Genomic DNA, 16,535 nt, shown 5'->3' on the forward strand with positions numbered 1-16,535 from the left:
TCCGCGGATCACACCACACCCCACTTGCGGCGTAAAAGCCACTCAGCTATCGGCAGACCGATCAGCAGAAGAAAGACAATCGGCATGTTCCACAGCTCCTTGGTGCTGCGGACGGAGATGCCTGCCGGCGAATAGGAGATGTTGCGGGGCAGGTCCTTCAAGTCGGACGGTTTCCAGTATCGTCCTCCAGTCTGAGAGGAGAGCTCTTCGAGTAGCTGACGATTTTGCTGGGTGTGAAAATTCTCTGCGATGCCGTCTTCGCGCTGGAAGGTCAACACGTCGCGGCCAAGCTCCTGGGGCTGGCTGGCGGCGGAATGGGCGGTGACTTCGGCGAGATAAGCCCCCGGCTTCTCCGCGCTCCAATCCGCCTGGTATGAACCTGGCGTCTCCTGCGAGGGAGCCAGATCGATCATCGCGTTGATGCCTTCGGGGCCGAGAAGATGGGCGGTCACGGGCGCATTGACGGCTGGCTGAAAATCGCGGGTGCGCACCTGAGCGGTCAGATGGAGCTGGCCCTCATCCATGAGGCTGCGGTCTGGCATGGACGCGGTTACCGGCCCTGGCGAGTCGGCGACCAGCCAGCGCAGAAGCTGCTGCCAGAAGAGATCGTGCGATGGATCACCCAGGGCCTCGCTCATCTGCCAGCGCCAGGTGCCACCGGTCGCCAACACGGCGGTGCGGCCGTGGCCATAGTTCTGCGTGACCAAGAGTGGGAGTTTATGACGGGAGACGTTCATCTCCGCGAGCACGGTAGCGCCCGGCTTGGGAGAGCCAGCATCCTCATAATCGGCGAGGTAGGTGAGCTTCTTCCAGCGATCGGCGTTCTTTACGGGATCATCCAACAGACGCGTGACGGGCGAGTCGACGCCCGCCGAGGTCAACTCCACGGTAGCTGGATTGCGATGGAAATTGCTGCGTCCCGAGGGCAAGAAGGTAGGCAGCAGCTCGTTGAGGCTTGATGCCCCCCAGCCACCATCACTCAGGGAGGATCGGCCGCCCAGAAAGAGCACTCCGCCGCCGCGGCGATCGACATATTCGCGCAGCAGCTCCTGTTGCAGCGGGGTGAAATAGTCTGCATCAACCGAGCCGATGATGATGCCGGCATAACTGAACAAATCCTCAGGGTGAACCGGAAAGCCATCCGCCAGTTCGCTTGGATCGCTGATGCCTTGCCGGTAGATCTTGTTTTCGCTGGTGCGCAGCATGGAGACGATCTGCACGGTCGGGTCATCGTCTTCGGCGCGGCGAATAAACTTGAACTCCCAGCGCGGCTCGCCCTCAACATAGAGGATGCGCCGCTTCTGATCGCTTACCAGAATGGGCCGCCAGATCGTGTTGTTGCCGAGGTTCTGCTCGCCCGGGAGAGGCTCAATGGCGAAGCTTAAATTCTTCGCCCCTGCAGCTCCGGCGGAGAAGAACAGTGGCTCTGCCTGGACCTCACCGTCGCGAGCGAGATTCACAGGGTGGGCTGCGAGAGTCTTGTCTCCTTCACGAACCACCAGCGTCGCTTTCTGTCCCTCATAGCCGTTCTGGGTGAAGCTCACGGTGCAGGCCGTGCGCGCATTCGATACTGCGCCCGCCGCCACATTCACATCTTCGATTTCGACGTCATGCGCGTACTTCTCCTTGCCAAAGCCGATCGTATGCACCGGCAGACGGCGATTTCGCAGCGCCTGGATGGTGTCGCGACTGATGCTCGAACTGCCCATACCGGTGGTGTTTTCACTGCCATCCGAGAGCAGCACGACGGCCCCGACAGGCAAGTCCGATGTTTCGGCGACGAGTTGCTTCAGGCCGTCCCCAAGGTGCGTAGCGGTTGCAGTAGGCGCAATTTGGGATGTTCCATCGACACGCTTTAACTCGCTGTCCAAGCGATAGATGCGTGTCTGGAAGCGTTGCTTGAGGCCGGCGAGCACACCGTTCTCAAGCGCCGCTATCGCCGCCGCCTCGCGCGTCCTGCCGTCATTGTCTGCAATATTCATACTGCGCGAGTCGTCAACAACTACCGCGATGATGTTCTGCTGCGAACTTAACTCGTCGACCAGCATTGCGGGCTGCCAGAGCAACAGGAGCAGCAACGTTATCACCGCCGACTGCATCGCCCAAAGTGCCCAGGTGCGCCGGCCGCGCAGCTTGGGCGCGGCAGCACGCAACCTTGAGCCGATCAAGAGCGCGAGACCTCCGGCGGCCACTACGATCAACACCGGCAACAACCATCCAGGCCACGCGCTGAGTAGAACCAGCCGACCTTTGGTAAAGACCGGAACTGGATACTTGAACAATAATTGGAAGATACTCACGCGATCCTGAATGAACTCCTATGTACAGGCCCTTCGAGCCGGCCTCAGCTAGCTAATGGGTCATGCCGTAAAGGATGTAATCCAACCCGACCCGGAAAGCCATCGAGGCGAACGGCTCCGGATAGTTGGGATCATCGGCCCACTCCCACGCGTCCCCCAGATGCATGTTGTGGCAGATAGCCACCATGATGCGCCCCTTATCGTCGCGAATAGCGCGCCACTTTGGCTGATAGCCGTCTTTCTCGTAGGTACGGCCGGTGCGGATCCATTGTTCACCGGGTATCTGCATCTTGTCGTCGACGTCATAGAGGGTGTGAAAGATCTCGTCGCCGCTCTGCAGGTCATCGACCGGCCGGTCAGGCAGCACCTGTCGCATCCCGTTCATAAAATTCTCCCAGTCCTCGGTGCCGTGAAAGTCATCTACCATGAGGAATCCTCCCTTCAGCAGGTATTCACGGAGGCGCTTGGCTTCGGCGTCGTTGAAAGACCACATCTGCACCTGCACGGCATAGACCCAGGGATAGTTGAAGATTTCATCCGAATCGAGCGTGACGACTTGTTCCGTTGGCCGGCCGTCGATGCGGGTGAGCCGATGCATCGCAATCAGGAATTGGCGATCGGCTTTAGGATAATCTCGCGACCAGGCACTGAACCCCCAGTAACCATGATGGCCAAAGCCACCAATCTCTTCCATGTCCGCAGTGTTGACCGGGTAGGCCAGGCGGGACCAATAGAACTCCGACTTGGCATACGAGGGGGATTCATCGTCGCCGAAGCCATATTCCGCCACACGCTGGAAAGCCCGCACGCCGACACAGGAAGCCGCCATGACCGCCGACACCAGGGCGATGTGCGCGAGCTTCATGGAGGACCTCCGTGAACGCTTATGCGGCGAGCGTACCAGAAATGCCGGCAATGCTGCTCTGATAGACGAAGCCAACCTGCAGATGGCTTCAACTCGATGAACATCGTGGCCCGGCGGAGCTTGTCGGCGTGATTTGAACGTGAGACCATGCAGGCATGCAGTCCCCGTCGAGTGCCACGGGATGATGAAACGGCGCGACCTTCTCAAGCTTGCCGGCATCACTCTCGCCGGGACTGGTGCCAGGCGATTACCGCTGCTCGCGCAAACCGGCGTGGCGGCGAGTCCCGCCTCAGTCGCACCCGCGCGAAAGGCCGACTACACCCTTCATATTGCGCCGGTTACCGTCGAACTCGATCGATCGCACATCCTTTCGACGATCGGCTATAACGGCGTCGCGCCCGGACCGGTCCTGCGCATGCGCGAGGGCAAACCGGTCGTCGTTGACGTGATCAATGACACCGACACTCCGGAACTGGTTCACTGGCACGGCATGCTCCTGCCGGCGGAACTCGACGGAACCGGGGAAGAGGGCTCTCCGCCGGTCCCGCCGCACGGACGACATCGCTTTGAACTGACTCCTCGGCCGACTGGAACCCGCTGGTATCATTCGCACGCGATGGCCATGGACGACCTCCATAAGGGGTCCTATACCGGCCAGTTCGGCTTCGTTCACGTGGAGGGAGAAAGCGACCCGGGCCAGTACGATCAGGAGCTCTTTCTCGCGCTTCGCGACTGGGAGCCTTTCTTCACCGGCACCATGGAGGACGATGACGACGATAGCCACGATGGTCCGCTGCTCGAAAAACCGCCTACGCTGAACACCGACCCCGACGGCCTGGAAGTTGGCTCAGTAACTTACTCGATCAACGATAAGGCGCTCGGTTCCGGCGAGCCGATCCGAGTGCGCGAAGGGCAGCGGGTGCTGATCCATTTCCTGAACGCGAGCGCCATCGAGAACCGCAGAATCGCGCTCGCCGGCCACAAAATGAGGGTCATCGCGCTGGACGGAAACCCGGTGCCGTCGCCCCAGTCGCTCGACTCGATCTTCCTTGGAGCGGGCGAGCGCGTTGACGTCATCATCGAAATGAAGAATCCCGGAGTTTGGGTTCTGGGTGCAACCGAAAAAGTGGTTCGCGAATCCGGGCTGGGGGTAATTGTTGAGTATGCGGGGCAGCATCGTCAGCCGCTATGGACGGATCCCCAAAAGACCGCTTGGGACTACACCATCTTCGGCGCGGTCAACTCCAATGCACCGCCCCCTCAACAGACGCTGGAAATGATCTTTGAAAAAATTCCCGGCGGTGCGGGCAAATTCAACTCCTGGCTCATCAATGGCAAGCCATACCCCCACGAACAGGAATTCGTGCTGCAACAGGGCATGCGCTATCGACTGGTCATGCGCAACCGGACCGACGACGCGCATCCCATGCATCTTCATCGGCATCTTTGGGAGCTAGCCGAGATCAACGGGAAGAAGACCAGCGGCATCCTCAAGGATACGGTGATCGTCCCCTACTACGGCCGAGCGGTGGTGGATTTCACGGCCGATCAGCCGGGACTTTCGCTTTTTCACTGCCACATCCAGCAGCACATGGATTATGGATTCAAAGCGCTCTTCCGCTCCGCATGAGAACCGCGTGCAATTCACATGGCCTGGCTGGCGCGATTTGAGCCGGTAAACAAGCCGGCACAGATATTAGCGGACGACTCGTAAAATCCGAACATGACGACGTCGAAGAAGCATTGGCGCCGCGCCTGCGCGCTCGTCGCAGCCGCGGCTGTACTTGGGGTTTTGCACGCTCAACGCCCCTTCCGACAGTACCCTTCGGTGGAGGGATACGAGAGCCTGCCGCTGCCGCTTGACTGGCAAAGACCGGCGGAATGGACCTTCGCCCGGCTGATGTACCCCCCTGGTCCACTCGATGGCTACAGCGGAAGATTCGACGGCGACTGGCGGGAAGGGCTGTCGCTCTGGACCCAAGACTATCCGCTGGCAGATCGCTCCTTCGCAGAGGCAGTCCGGCGCTTGACCCGGATCGACGCCAAGTCGGTGGAGCAGCCGGTGAACCTGGATGATGGCGATGAAATCTATAACTACCCCTGGCTCTATGCGGTCCAGGTTGGCGAATGGGGTCTGACCCAACGCCAGGCAGAAAAGCTTCGGGACTATTTGTTGCGCGGCGGTTTCTTTATGGCTGATGATTTTCATGGCTCGGAGGAAGAGACTTACTTCACCAAGACGATGAAGATGGTCTTCCCGGATCGGCCCATCGTGGATATTCCAAACGATGACCCGATCTTTCATACCGTCTTCGATCTCGACGAGCGTTATCAGATCGCCGGGGCGGAGCACTTGCGGACTGGTTACAAAAAAGACGGAAAGGTTCCGCGGTGGCAGGGCATCTACGACGACAAAGGCCGGGTCATGGTCGCTATTTCGCTGAATTCAGACATTGGCGATTCCTGGGAGTGGTCAAATAACCCGCAGTATCCGCAAAAATTCTCCGACCTCGGTATACGCATTGGCGTGAATTATGTCTTGTATGCGATGACCCATTGAGCCAGGTTCATGCTATCCATAGAGGATTTGCGTTTGGGGCGATAGTGTCACGGCCCTTCGAACGAACTAGCCGCCGGATCGTACCGGTATGTTCCAGAAGCGTCGACGCCAAGCGTTCGTCTTTCTTGATTTGAGAGCAAGCTGCAGGGAGCGAAGTTCAAATACAACCGCTCCGGTTACAAGAGCCGCTTCACCGCGGATATTAATGGGCAGGTCAGCGCTCGGTTCGTCATCTGCAGCACCCCATTGATAATCTCCGATCGCTGGTCGCGAAACTGCGCAAATGGATCAACCGCTTCGATATCAAACCAGGTGTCGGGGTCTATTGCAGACCCTCCTGCGCGGCGCGGGCGGCACGTCTAGAAAACATTCCGTTCCACGCGAGTTGCGCCGGCCCGTTTTCGAAGATTGGCTGCTATCCAGCCGGGTTGTAGCTACTCTGCTTCAGCTATATTTCTTTGAACCGCCGGGCAGGAACTAACCGAGAAGGAACTCTCGATCCACCGGAATCTGCAGCGAATTAGCAAGGCTATTCGTTTCCGTCGCCATCCCGACGACCGCCAGGAACTCAGCGTACTGCTCGTCCGAGAGTCCCTTAGCCCGCGCCGCGGCTGTGTGCGAATGAACGCAGTAGCTGCAGCTGTTCGCCGAGGACACCGCGATATACACCAGCTCCTTGGTAAGCGGATCGAGAGCTCCCGGCTCAATCATCACCTGTTTGATACTCGTCCAGGTTCGCTTTAGCAGGTCAGGATGATTCGCGAGACCACGCCAGAAATTATTTACAGAATCTGACTTCCGCGTAGCGCGTATGTCGTCGAACACGGCCTTGACCACTGGGACGGCTGCAACTTCCTCGTCGGTCCAGAGCTTTACAGTGGCCAAGGATAATCCTCCGATCTAATCATAGAGTAACGACGATCTTCCCGATCTGAGCGTTCGACTCCATATAGCGATGAGCTTCGACGATCTCAGCGAAAGGAAATGTCTTATCGATGAGAGGCTTGAAAGCACCTGAAGCAAGATGGTCGAAGATGTATTGCTTCGCCTCGGGGAACACTGGATCGGGTGTCAGCTCAAAGAGAGTGTAGGCCCGGACGGTGAGGGCCTTGGCAAGCGCCGTGAAGAGCGGGTAAGGGGTTGGCTCAGGCGCCAGGGCACCGTATTCGAAGATGATTCCCTTGGGCGCTGCGGCGACGGCGAGCAATTCGAGGAGTTTTCCCCCGATGGGATCGAAGACGATGCGCGCGCCTCTTCCCGAGGTGATGTCGTTGACGCGGGCCACCAGATCTTCCTCATCGGTTACGATGACATGGTCTGCTCCGCGGTTGAGCAGCTCAGCTTCTTTGGCTCGGGTGCGGGTGACGGCGATGCTGATGGCGCCCTCTACCTTGACCATCTCGATGGCAGCTATGCCTACACTGCTGCTGGCAGCGGTGATGATGACGAAATCCCCTTTGACAACTTTGCCAAGCCAAATGAGCGCGCCGTACGCGGTGAGGTACTGCATCCAGATGGACGCTCCCTGTTCGTACGAGAGATTTGAGGGGTATTCGGCGATTCCATGTAGAGGGACAATAGCAACTTCGCCGTAGACTCCATGGTCGTTGAGTTTGAAGGTTCCTGGAACCGTGCTGACGGTTTTCCCGATCCAACTGGTATCGACACCAGGCCCTGCGGCTTCGATGATGCCTGCGGCTTCGTAGCCGTTCTTGGACGGAGGGAGAGGTGTCTCGAGGTATTGACCGTTTCGAAACATGACCTCAGCGCGGTTCAATCCGAGAGTTTTGACACGGAGACGGATCTCACCCGGGCCAGGCTCAGGTAGCGGGAGTTCGTCGAATTGAAGGACTTCGGCCGGGCCGGTTTTATGGAAGCGAACGATCTTGACTGTGCTGGACATGGCTGCCTCGCAACAACAGAGTTTTTTGTTTTGATGAACATCGAAGGTGGCAGGACTCAGCATTCAATATTCTCTACCCAGGCCGTCTGGGTTTAGCGATGGGCTGAAGGGGTCCGGGTGCACGATCCCGGCGGTGACCGTTCTTTCAAAGCGATCAGAGGGCTCGTCGTCAACGAGGTTCTCCACAGGCCATACCATTTGTTTCGATGATCAGCCCTTATTTTCCGCCAGAATGGCCTGTTTCCCGAAGTAGCTGATCAAGTAGAACGAAACTCCGAGCGAGATAACATCCTTGAAGAGAAACAGGCCCAGGAAGCTCATGTATCTCATCCCATGAACAGAAATAATTGCGCCTGGAGTCGTGATGACCATTGTGCTGGTTGTAAAGAACATGACTGATGCGATCAGGCCGCCAATGATACCGGCTTTAGGTCGCCAATACCCCGCGATGATCAATGCGGCGGCGACCATCTCGGTAAGCCCGATGAGATCGGAGCCGATATAGGGACCGAACACTTTGAAGTGCCAGCTGATCAGCGGGCTATTCGAGACCAAGGGAACGATACCTTCGGCTCCGGGCGCAGTCATTTTGTAGGATCCAGCCCAAAGCAGCATGACAATCATGCCGACGCTGGTGATCAGAAATGGCAGATTTCGCTCGTGCGTCCATGCTGCCAATTGGGTTAGCTTGCTCTTGGCTTGTGCGCGAGAAACCTCGTGCATTTCTGGAGTAACTAGAGTTTTCATTTTGCCGGCCTTTCGTTCCCTCGTGGGTCTTACATGACGCAATTAAAATGCCTGGGTGTAATGCAAAGTCGAGATCCGCCTGTCAGACACTGTTTCCGCACTAGATGCCTTTGGTCTCGCCACCGTCCATGCGCACGGAAGTTCCTGTCATCCACTTCGCTGCGGGCGACACCAGATAGGCCATCAGGTCCGCGATCTCTTCGGGTGTGCCGTAGCGAGCGATCCCGGCCTTTTCAGGAAACTGCTTCATGGCCTCCTCCACGCTCACGCGGTGTTCCAGAGCCCAGTGTTCAAGGAAAGAGCGGCGACGGCCGGTCATCACCGCGCCTGGAACGACGCTGTTGACCTGGACCCCATCTTTAATACCCTGTTCGGCAAAAGCCTTGGCGAGGGCAATTATGGCGGCGTTGACCGCAGCCACCGCGGCGAAACCCGGCTTAGGATCAAGGGCCGCGCTTCCGGAGATCAACACTACCGATCCGTTTGAAGCTTTCAGCGCTTCCCAGGCTTTCACCGTCAGGCGGCGCGCGCCATGTAGCTTAAGCGCCATGCCATCATCCCATTGCGCATCGGTCATCTCGAACAGGTCGATCTGAGGGACAGCGCCGGCAATATTGAGCAAAGCATCGATTCGGCCAAACCGTTCGAGGGTACCCGCGACGAGGATTTCAGCCGACTGAGGTTCACGCAGGTCGAGCGCATAGATCAGAGACTGTGCACCAGCGGAGTGGACTGCGGAAGCAGTCTTCTCCAATTCGTCGTTGTTTCTTGCTACAACGACAACAGCTGAGAAATCGTGCGCTAAACGCAACGCGGTGGCGCGACCGATGCCTTGGCTCGCGCCGGTGACGATTGCGACGGAATTGTTTGTCATAGTTCCTCATTGGTTGTGCAAGCCCCGACCTTATGTCCTCGGAAGCGACACTGTCGCTCCAAACACTTGTTGGGTGGCAGGAATTCGTCAGGCATCTTTCTTAGTTGGTCAACCATAAGCTCCGCCAGAACTCACATGGAGTAAGTGGTTCACGATGGAGAGCAAGTGTCGGCGACCATGTGGCCATCCGTAAACCGCTGACGCTCCAAGAAGACGTGGCGCTGCTCTGTAGGCCCTTGGCAAGCTTCAAAGTTTCACGACCAACTTGCCATTCGCCTCATTGGCTTCCATCAAGCGATGCGTCTCGCGAATATCTTCGAAGCGAAACACTCGTGAGGGTTTTGCCTGGAACTTGCCTTGCTCCACCTTCTTCGCAATTTCCTGTAGGGGAACATCGGAGAGAGGAAATCCCGGCGTCCCAAAGACAAACGAACCGAAGAACGTCAGATAGACACCACTGGCCATCTGTAGCAGCGGGTTGAATTCCTTGATGGGAGCCAGCCCCCCGAGCCATCCGGCAAGACAGGCTCGGCCTCCGCGACGCAGAATGCGAAGCGAATCGAGAATGACGCTGTTACCAACCAGGTCAAGAACTGCGTCAATGTGTTTAGCTTCGGCGATGCGTGTTGAGAGTTCCGGACCCTCCAACTCTGCGCGATAGACACCAAGATCCTCCAGCTTCTTAAAGCGGTCTCGACTCCGAGTTGTGGCGATGACCTTTGCTCCAGCTTCCACCGCGAGGTTAAGAGCGGCGATGCCGAAAGAGGATGTGGCGCCGCGAACTAGCAACGTCTGTCCTGCCGTAAGCTCCAGATTGCGGAAAAGGCACGTCCATGCGGTCGCATAAGATTCAGGCAGGGCCGCGAGTTCCTCCCATGGCAGACTGGACTCGATCTCAACAACGCCACCAACGTTGGCGCGCGTGTATTCGGCGTAGCTGCCATTGATGGTTCGTCCCAAACCGCCCATGAGAGCGGCAACCTTGCTTCCGACCGCAAACTCGCCGCCAGGGCACGACTTCACGATGCCGACACATTCAATGCCGCTGACGGGGCCGCTTCCGCCCATTCTCCACGCCGCATGTGCATCTCGGCGTGATTGATGCCAAACGCCTTGATCTGAATGACAACTTTCCCCGGTTCTGGCTCTGGCTCAGGGATCTCCTTGATCACCAGGCTGTCCAGACCTCCGAAGTGATCGAGCACGACGGCGCGCATCACAGATTCTCCTTTATTGGCGTGCTGTTCTACGAAAGCGTTGCGTTAGCGGCTTCAAGGACGATGTCTATAACTTTGTCCGGAGCGCTGTACATAGGAGTGTGGTCCACGGTGTGCGAGCGTATGGTTGCGTTCATTCGGCCAGCCATGAACCGCTGAGTCTTTGGATTGATCATGCGGTCGTCCTCTGCAATCAGATACCATGAGGGCTTTGTCTTCCACTGCGGAACCGGCGCCTTCTCCTGGATGCAGTTCACCGAGATTGGCCGCTGCACCGCCGCCATAATGGCTAGCTGATCGGCAGTCGCTTGGTGGGCCACCGCATTGCCGAATCCCTCTCCAGGCATCCATATCAGGCCATACGAATCGGGAGCGAGTTGCGGAGCCTGGGGATGGGACGGCGTACGGTAAAAGACATCCGCGACAGTCTCTCCCTCATCAGGCGCTAGCGCCGCGATGTACACCAGTGACTTCACTCGATCGTCTTGAACTGCAGCGATCACTGCCCCCGCATACGCGTGTCCGACGAGAACCACCGGACCGATGGCCCTTTCGATCGCACGATGAAGAATGTCCGTGTCCTCGGCGAGAGTTGTGAGGGGAAGTGGCGCTGCCGTCACGTGAAATCCTTTACCTATCAAAGGAAGAACGACGTTGCTCCAACAAGATCCATCAGCCCAGGCTCCGTGCACCAGTACGACCGTGCCCGCTTGAGGAGAAGATGTCATCGCGAAAACTCCTTATCAAGAAAATCCTCCATAGCAGAAGCGATCTCCACAAGGTGGGTCTCAATCGCGAAGTGACCAGTATCCAGGAACTTAACCTGCGCGTCTGGCAAATCTTTTCGGAAGGCCTCCGCTCCCGCAGGAATGAAGAAGGGATCGTTCTTGCCCCAGATCGCCAGTAAGGGCGGGTTTGACTTGCGAAAATATTCCTGAAACTTGGGGTAAAGTTTCACGTTCGATGCGTAGTCGAGGAATAGATCGAGCTGAATCTCCTTGTTTCCCGGGCGTTCGAGCAACGCGGCATCCAAGGTGTAGGATTCGGGCGCAATGGATTCCGGATTTGTTACTCCGTGTGTGTATTGCCAGCGGGTGCCTTCTGGAGTCAAGATGTTTTGGCGGATGACTTCCCGATTTTCTTCGGTCGGCGCTGACCAATATTTCCTGATCGGGCCCCAGGCGTCGCCCAGTCCCTCTTCGTAAGCATTGCCGTTCTGCGAAATGATGGCCGTCACCCGCTCCGGGTGGTGCATCGCGAGACGGAAGCCTGTGGGTGCTCCATAATCGAAGACGTAAATTGCATAGCGGGTGAGACCGAGGGCGTCAGTGAAAGCCTCCAGAGTGTGCGCTAATCCGTCGAATGAATACCTATAAGCTCGTTTTTCAGGTACCGTCGTGAACCCAAAGCCGGGCAGGTCTGGTGCGATCACTTGGAAGCGCTCCGCGAGACGAGGAATCAGCTCGCGAAACATGAACGAAGATGTAGGGAAGCCATGCAACAAGAGCACGACCGGCGCATTTGTGTCGCCCGCCCTCCGGTAGAATACGTCGACCCCATCTACTTCAACCCTATGAACGGAGGTCACAGGTATTGCGAACTTAGGAAGAACGGTACTCATAGAACTCCTTTTGACTCGATGCTTGATCGGTTTGCTAGTGCAGCACTTTCTGCTGCGCTTTCGTACGGGTTGCGCATCGAGGTGAGACCAGCGAGTCGACGCGGGCAAGGTAAGGGCAACCGTAGTGCCAAATCTCAAGCCTCTTAGGCGGAAGGTGGCCGAACTGTTAACTCCTTGCGGGCGCACGAGATAAATTTTCGGAGCGGGAAAAGATATCGTCCCCGTAGTGTCCACTGGGCGACGGATTTTCGACAGCGACGGGAGTTGGTCGGGAGCTTTGTCACAAAGGCTATGCCGCAAGTAATCCCTGATTGGACAGGATGGTCCCGTCATAGAAGAAGACTCTTGCCTCGGGGATGTACGGATTACGATTTGCCAAACCTCAATGTCGCGTTCGGGTAGCCTGGTGAAGCACAACACCAGAAATCCCCTTTACCGATTTACGGTTTAGCGGCATGTACTCGGGGTGCAAACTACGATCTCAAAAAATCAAGTAGACCTCGTAGTCGTTGTCAGGTCACAATTAGCATCCGAAATGGACATGAGGAAAAAATGACGAACTCTGTGCAGCGCTCGCGCGCACATTGGTGCTTCGCTCTTGCATCGCTTTTGTTCTCTGTTTTGCCTCCTCTTCAAGGACAGTCTTTGGTGGAAGATCTGCGCCGAGGTTTTGCCAATCCTCCCGATACCGCCAAACCGATGGTGCGCTGGTGGTGGTTTGGAATTGCGGCTGAAAAGCCGGAGATGCTTCGCGAATTGCAGCAGATGAAGGCCGACGGGTTCGGAGGAGCGGAACTCGCCTTTGAATATCCGCAGGTTGTCGACGATCCGGCCAAAGGGCTGATCAATCGGCCATTCCTGAGCGCGGCGATGCTCGATGATGTCACTTACGCGCAGTCTGAAGGCCGCAAGCTCGGGCTTCGCATCGATGTCACGTTGGGGAGTGGGTGGCCCTACGGTGGGCCGGCCACTTCGTTGGCCCAGGCGGCTGGCCGGCTCCGCTGCTTGGAAATCGCTATTCCGCCCGATGCGACTAGGCTGCCTGCTTTTCAACTGGAGGAGGGCGAGTCAGTCATCTCAATCTCGCTCGTGAGCGGCGAGCCAAAGCATTGGGACGCTGCGACTGCCCAGTTGCTGGCGTTGAATCCGACAAGAGGCATTGCTCCAAGCAAGACGTCACGGACCGCTTTGATCTTCATCGCAGGGCACACCCGTCAAAGGGTGAAACGGGCGGCGGTGGGCGCCGAAGGCTGGGTGCTTGACCCCTTTAGTCGCGAGGCGGTAGCCACCCACCTGAAATCCGTGGGCGAACCTTTGCTGAGCGCCTTTGGGACGACGCCGCCCTACGCCATCTTCTCGGACTCGCTCGAGGCCTACGGGGCAGACTGGACTCCTGAACTCCCCGACCAATTTCACAAGCGGCGGGGTTACGACCTGCTTCCGCACTTGCCCGAACTCGTGAGTGGAGGAACTCCGGCAGCCGAAAAAGTTCGTCATGACTGGGGAAAAACACTCACCGAACTGGTTGATGAAAATTATCTCTCTCAAATCAATGCGTGGGCGATTGGCCACCATACGAAGTTCCGTTCGCAGACCTACGGAGAGCCCGCAGTGAGCTTATCCAGCCAGCGCCTGGTGGCGCTCCCCGAGGGCGAAGGTCCACAATGGCGCGCGTTCTCAACCCTGCGCTGGGCGAGCTCAGCTAACCATCTGTTCGGCAACAACGTGACCTCTGCCGAGACGTTTACCTGGCTTCATTCGCCTGTCTTCCGCGCGACGCCGCTCGACATGAAGGCGGAGGTCGATCTTCATTTCCTGATAGGGGTCAACCAAATTATCTGTCATGGCTGGCCTTACTCGCCGCCCGAAGCGGGAGAGCCGGGCTGGTCGCTCTACGCCGCCGCTGTCTTCAACGATCACAACCCATGGCATCCGGTGATGCCGGACGTTGCCCGCTACATGCAGCGTGTGAGTTATCTGCTGCGCCAGGGCGAGCCGGCAACCCAGATCGCACTGCTGCTGCCTACCGATGATGCGTGGGCCTCTTTCTCTCCCGGCCATGTCACGGTGACCGGAGAGATGGCTCGCCTTATCAGTCCAGCGTTGATGTCCTCAATTCTGAGCGCCGGATACAACGTCGACTTCATCGATGCCGATGCAATCGATCGCTTGGGCATTCCTTCACCGGTCCTTGTTATTCCGCCAACTGAGAGAATTCCAGTGGCTGCTCTTCGAAAGATTCAACACTATGTCTCCGCAGGCGGCCGGGTTATTTCTGTGGGACGCGCGCCGTCGCTTGATGGTGAAGGGCAGGCGGATGCCGAGGTGACTTCGCTCTCGCGTCAGCTCTTCGAGCTTTCGAAGTCCACCTTCGTTCCGGACGAGTCAACTCTTGGAGCCGCGCTTCATAAGGCTGCGATACCCGATCTTCAACTTACCAGCGACAAGGACGAGATCGGCTTCGTGCGGCGTAAACTATCCAACGCTGACATCTACTTTGTGGTGAATACTTCGAATCATCCGACCACGGCCCACGCGACATTCTCGACGACCTACAAGTTTGGAGAACAGTGGGATGCCGGCACCGGCGCCGCTGTCCCCGGGCGCATCTTATCGATTGACACGCCTATTGAGTTTGCGCCATACGGTTCGGCAGTATTTGTCTTCAGCGATACTCCGCCATCTGCGCCTTTGCAGCAACGACCAATGAAGCAGGTCGCCGATTTGAATGCAGACTGGAACGTGATCTTCCCCACTCTGCATAAGTCGGTGAACGAACAGTCTCTGACCGATTGGCTAGCAGATCCCTCCACTAAGTTCTACTCCGGTGTCGCTGTTTATCAGCGTGACTTTCTTCTGAAGAGTCTGCCTTCCGGGGTTACTTTTCTTGAGATAGAAGGCGGCAGGTCAGTGACGGCGCCCGTTACCGCGCCTTCAGGCCCAGGAATGAGGGCTTGGTACGAGCCCCCAGTCCGCGAGGCCGCGATCGTCTTTATCAATGGACATCGCGCCGGTTTCTTGTGGCACCCGCCCTATCGCATTGCCGTCGGCCCGTATCTCAGACCTGGAGAAAACCATATAGAAGTCCGCGTTTATAACACTGCGATCAATGGCTGGGCGGCCATGCCGCCGCATGACTACAAGCCGCTGATCGCCAAGTACGGTGACCGCTTTCAAATGCAGGATCTGGATAAGGTGCAGCCTGTGAGTTCAGGTTTGCTCGGAAATATTCGCCTGATCGCGGAGGAGTCTCACTAGCAGTGTTCCTGAGGTCCATAGCAGTGTTCCTGAGGTCCATAGCAGTATTTCTGAGGTCCTTTGACAGCGAGCCCAGGTCGCCAGAATCCGCCGGGCGTCGTCACTCGTCCTCATAGACCTCCCAGGGTTTGAACAGGTGCTCGAACTTGTCCATGTCAACTCGCTTCCCTTGGAAATTCACACGTTCCAGCTCTAGGCGCGCGCGTTGTTCGTGGGCCGCATCACCACGCAGCTTGATCTCGCCGCCCGCTCCAAGAACCCGATGCCACGGCAGTTGGTCGACGGGGTCCAGCCGAAGAAGCCCGGCGACGGCGCGATGATATCGCGGGTAGCCGGCAGCGGCGGCGACGCTGCCGTAGGTGCTCACCTTGCCTGCTGGGATCGAGAGGATCATCCGTCGAAATGCGATATCGCGCTCCTCGTTAGGTCGCAGCGCATCGCGAAGCAAGGCTCGTTTGCTCTGTTCGATTGAGAGTTGGTCGAAGACCGAGGTTGCCGGTTGCGTCCGTCGCTTCGATTTGGACCCGATGCTCATTTGTGTTTTTAGATAACATCGGGTTCGCATCGGTCGCAACTCTTGCGGGCGTCATCGCCTTTCCTCTCGTATGGCCCTGCCGAAAAGGCTGCGCCCATTTGAAACCCCAGGCGGAGCAATATCAGACAGCTATTTCCCGGCCCCATCCTCAATAGTCGACTGTAGGTTCGATCGGGGAGGATTGATGTTCCACTGGCAATACGAAACGATAGCCATTCGCTGCGGTTTCCGTGAATGCCTGAAGAGAACCACAAGAGAAAGCAGCAAGATAACAAGAGAAAGCAGCGAGCTCTAAAACATTGGAGGGCGCGGGTCGGGATCGAACCGACGCATAAAGGTTTTGCAGACCTCTCCAGTCAACTTTGATGAGTTTGTACTGGCTTGTGGCTGGTCATAAATTCAGCGATATACGCGATTTCAGTCCGAGAGGGTACAAGCCCAGCTAAACGGGTGCCCGCTACAGTATCCGCTACAGTGCTCTTGGTGACGCTGATTTCCGTCGTCATGGTCCATCCGCGCCGGTGAGCCACCTTGTCTCTGGCTCTGGTAGTCGCGACACGTCTCCCCGGTGTCCGGACACGTCTCGATAGGTTTCCGGGTTGACCGGCGAAGGCGCCTCGCACCAGCCCTACATCTTTCGGCACTCCCGCAAAAG

General features: G+C 57.5%; 15 protein-coding genes and 1 tRNA gene. 4 read left to right on the forward strand and 12 right to left on the reverse strand.

Annotated features, from left to right (window positions below; genetic code table 11):
- Nucleotides 1–8: 8 nt before the first annotated feature.
- Nucleotides 9–2,300, reverse strand: coding sequence for a glutamine amidotransferase (locus ACPOL_RS04150; RefSeq protein ID WP_236657224.1), 2,292 nt, complete (start codon nt 2,298–2,300; stop codon nt 9–11).
- Between the two features lie 52 nt (nt 2,301–2,352).
- Nucleotides 2,353–3,165 (reverse strand): DUF4159 domain-containing protein, encoded by an 813-nt coding sequence (locus tag ACPOL_RS04155; RefSeq protein WP_114205944.1) that lies wholly within the window; start codon nt 3,163–3,165, stop codon nt 2,353–2,355.
- Between the two features lie 181 nt (nt 3,166–3,346).
- On the opposite strand from ACPOL_RS04155, the gene ACPOL_RS04160 reads away from it, so the two are divergent.
- The 3 genes from ACPOL_RS04160 to ACPOL_RS36045 all read left to right on the forward strand — a co-directional run bounded on the left by ACPOL_RS04160 (nt 3,347) and on the right by ACPOL_RS36045 (nt 6,159).
- Nucleotides 3,347–4,795, forward strand: a complete 1,449-nt coding sequence (locus ACPOL_RS04160) for a multicopper oxidase family protein (RefSeq protein ID WP_236657225.1) — start codon at nt 3,347–3,349, stop codon at nt 4,793–4,795.
- 93 nt (nt 4,796–4,888) lie between these two features.
- The gene (locus ACPOL_RS04165) at nt 4,889–5,725 is read left to right on the forward strand and encodes a DUF4159 domain-containing protein (RefSeq protein ID WP_114205945.1); all 837 of its coding nucleotides are present in this window, start codon (nt 4,889–4,891) and stop codon (nt 5,723–5,725) included.
- Between the two features lie 302 nt (nt 5,726–6,027).
- A complete protein-coding gene (locus ACPOL_RS36045; protein ID WP_414633355.1) occupies nt 6,028–6,159 on the forward strand; it encodes an Ada metal-binding domain-containing protein in 132 nt (43 codons plus the stop codon).
- 43 nt (nt 6,160–6,202) lie between these two features.
- On the opposite strand, the gene ACPOL_RS04175 is transcribed toward ACPOL_RS36045, so the two are convergent.
- The 8 genes from ACPOL_RS04175 to ACPOL_RS04205 form a co-directional block, all read right to left on the reverse strand.
- The gene (locus ACPOL_RS04175) at nt 6,203–6,610 is read right to left on the reverse strand and encodes a carboxymuconolactone decarboxylase family protein (RefSeq protein ID WP_114205946.1); all 408 of its coding nucleotides are present in this window, start codon (nt 6,608–6,610) and stop codon (nt 6,203–6,205) included.
- 19 nt (nt 6,611–6,629) lie between these two features.
- The gene (locus ACPOL_RS04180) at nt 6,630–7,628 is read right to left on the reverse strand and encodes a zinc-dependent alcohol dehydrogenase family protein (RefSeq protein ID WP_114210584.1); all 999 of its coding nucleotides are present in this window, start codon (nt 7,626–7,628) and stop codon (nt 6,630–6,632) included.
- Nucleotides 7,629–7,838: 210 nt separating this feature from the next.
- The gene (locus ACPOL_RS04185; protein ID WP_114205947.1) at nt 7,839–8,375 is read right to left on the reverse strand and encodes a DUF417 family protein; all 537 of its coding nucleotides are present in this window, start codon (nt 8,373–8,375) and stop codon (nt 7,839–7,841) included.
- 100 nt (nt 8,376–8,475) lie between these two features.
- Nucleotides 8,476–9,249, reverse strand: coding sequence for an SDR family oxidoreductase (locus tag ACPOL_RS04190; protein ID WP_114205948.1), 774 nt, complete (start codon nt 9,247–9,249; stop codon nt 8,476–8,478).
- Nucleotides 9,250–9,495: 246 nt separating this feature from the next.
- Entirely contained in the window at nt 9,496–10,272 is a 777-nt protein-coding gene (locus tag ACPOL_RS04195) for a zinc-binding dehydrogenase (protein WP_236657226.1), read from the reverse strand.
- Nucleotides 10,269–10,466, reverse strand: a complete 198-nt coding sequence (locus tag ACPOL_RS33965) for a hypothetical protein (RefSeq protein WP_201759089.1) — start codon at nt 10,464–10,466, stop codon at nt 10,269–10,271. Before ACPOL_RS33965 ends, ACPOL_RS04195 begins: the two co-directional genes overlap by 4 nt.
- A gap of 29 nt (nt 10,467–10,495) precedes the next feature.
- Nucleotides 10,496–11,194: an alpha/beta fold hydrolase gene (locus ACPOL_RS04200; protein WP_114205949.1), complete on the reverse strand. Its 699-nt coding sequence runs from the start codon at nt 11,192–11,194 to the stop codon at nt 10,496–10,498.
- A complete protein-coding gene (locus tag ACPOL_RS04205) occupies nt 11,191–12,087 on the reverse strand; it encodes an alpha/beta fold hydrolase (RefSeq protein ID WP_114205950.1) in 897 nt (298 codons plus the stop codon). Before ACPOL_RS04205 ends, ACPOL_RS04200 begins: the two co-directional genes overlap by 4 nt.
- A 552-nt stretch (nt 12,088–12,639) precedes the next feature.
- Here ACPOL_RS04205 and ACPOL_RS04210 point away from each other — a divergent pair.
- On the forward strand, nt 12,640–15,345 hold the full coding sequence (locus ACPOL_RS04210; RefSeq protein WP_114205951.1) for a glycosyl hydrolase: 2,706 nt from the start codon (nt 12,640–12,642) through the stop codon (nt 15,343–15,345).
- A 100-nt stretch (nt 15,346–15,445) separates the two neighbouring features.
- Here ACPOL_RS04210 and ACPOL_RS04215 read toward each other — a convergent pair whose 3' ends face one another.
- Complete coding sequence (locus ACPOL_RS04215) at nt 15,446–15,880, reverse strand: MGMT family protein (RefSeq protein ID WP_114205952.1); 435 nt, start codon at nt 15,878–15,880, stop codon at nt 15,446–15,448.
- A gap of 300 nt (nt 15,881–16,180) precedes the next feature.
- Nucleotides 16,181–16,320 (reverse strand) — tRNA-Cys (locus tag ACPOL_RS33090).
- Between the last annotated feature and the right edge of the window lie 215 nt (nt 16,321–16,535).

Origin of the sequence: Acidisarcina polymorpha (assembly GCF_003330725.1) — a bacterium.
Lineage (GTDB): Bacteria > Acidobacteriota > Terriglobia > Terriglobales > Acidobacteriaceae > Acidisarcina > Acidisarcina polymorpha.

Coding starts and splice junctions, on each gene's coding strand:
- ACPOL_RS04155 (WP_114205944.1), bottom strand. CDS start 3,165: ATGAAGCTCGCGCACATCGCCCTGGTGTCGGCGGTCATGGCGGCTTCC.
- ACPOL_RS04160 (WP_236657225.1), top strand. CDS start 3,347: ATGATGAAACGGCGCGACCTTCTCAAGCTTGCCGGCATCACTCTCGCC.
- ACPOL_RS04165 (WP_114205945.1), top strand. CDS start 4,889: ATGACGACGTCGAAGAAGCATTGGCGCCGCGCCTGCGCGCTCGTCGCA.
- ACPOL_RS04180 (WP_114210584.1), bottom strand. CDS start 7,628: ATGTCCAGCACAGTCAAGATCGTTCGCTTCCATAAAACCGGCCCGGCC.
- ACPOL_RS04185 (WP_114205947.1), bottom strand. CDS start 8,375: ATGAAAACTCTAGTTACTCCAGAAATGCACGAGGTTTCTCGCGCACAA.
- ACPOL_RS04190 (WP_114205948.1), bottom strand. CDS start 9,249: ATGACAAACAATTCCGTCGCAATCGTCACCGGCGCGAGCCAAGGCATC.
- ACPOL_RS33965 (WP_201759089.1), bottom strand. CDS start 10,466: ATGCGCGCCGTCGTGCTCGATCACTTCGGAGGTCTGGACAGCCTGGTG.
- ACPOL_RS04200 (WP_114205949.1), bottom strand. CDS start 11,194: ATGACATCTTCTCCTCAAGCGGGCACGGTCGTACTGGTGCACGGAGCC.
- ACPOL_RS04205 (WP_114205950.1), bottom strand. CDS start 12,087: ATGAGTACCGTTCTTCCTAAGTTCGCAATACCTGTGACCTCCGTTCAT.
- ACPOL_RS04210 (WP_114205951.1), top strand. CDS start 12,640: ATGACGAACTCTGTGCAGCGCTCGCGCGCACATTGGTGCTTCGCTCTT.
- ACPOL_RS04215 (WP_114205952.1), bottom strand. CDS start 15,880: ATGAGCATCGGGTCCAAATCGAAGCGACGGACGCAACCGGCAACCTCG.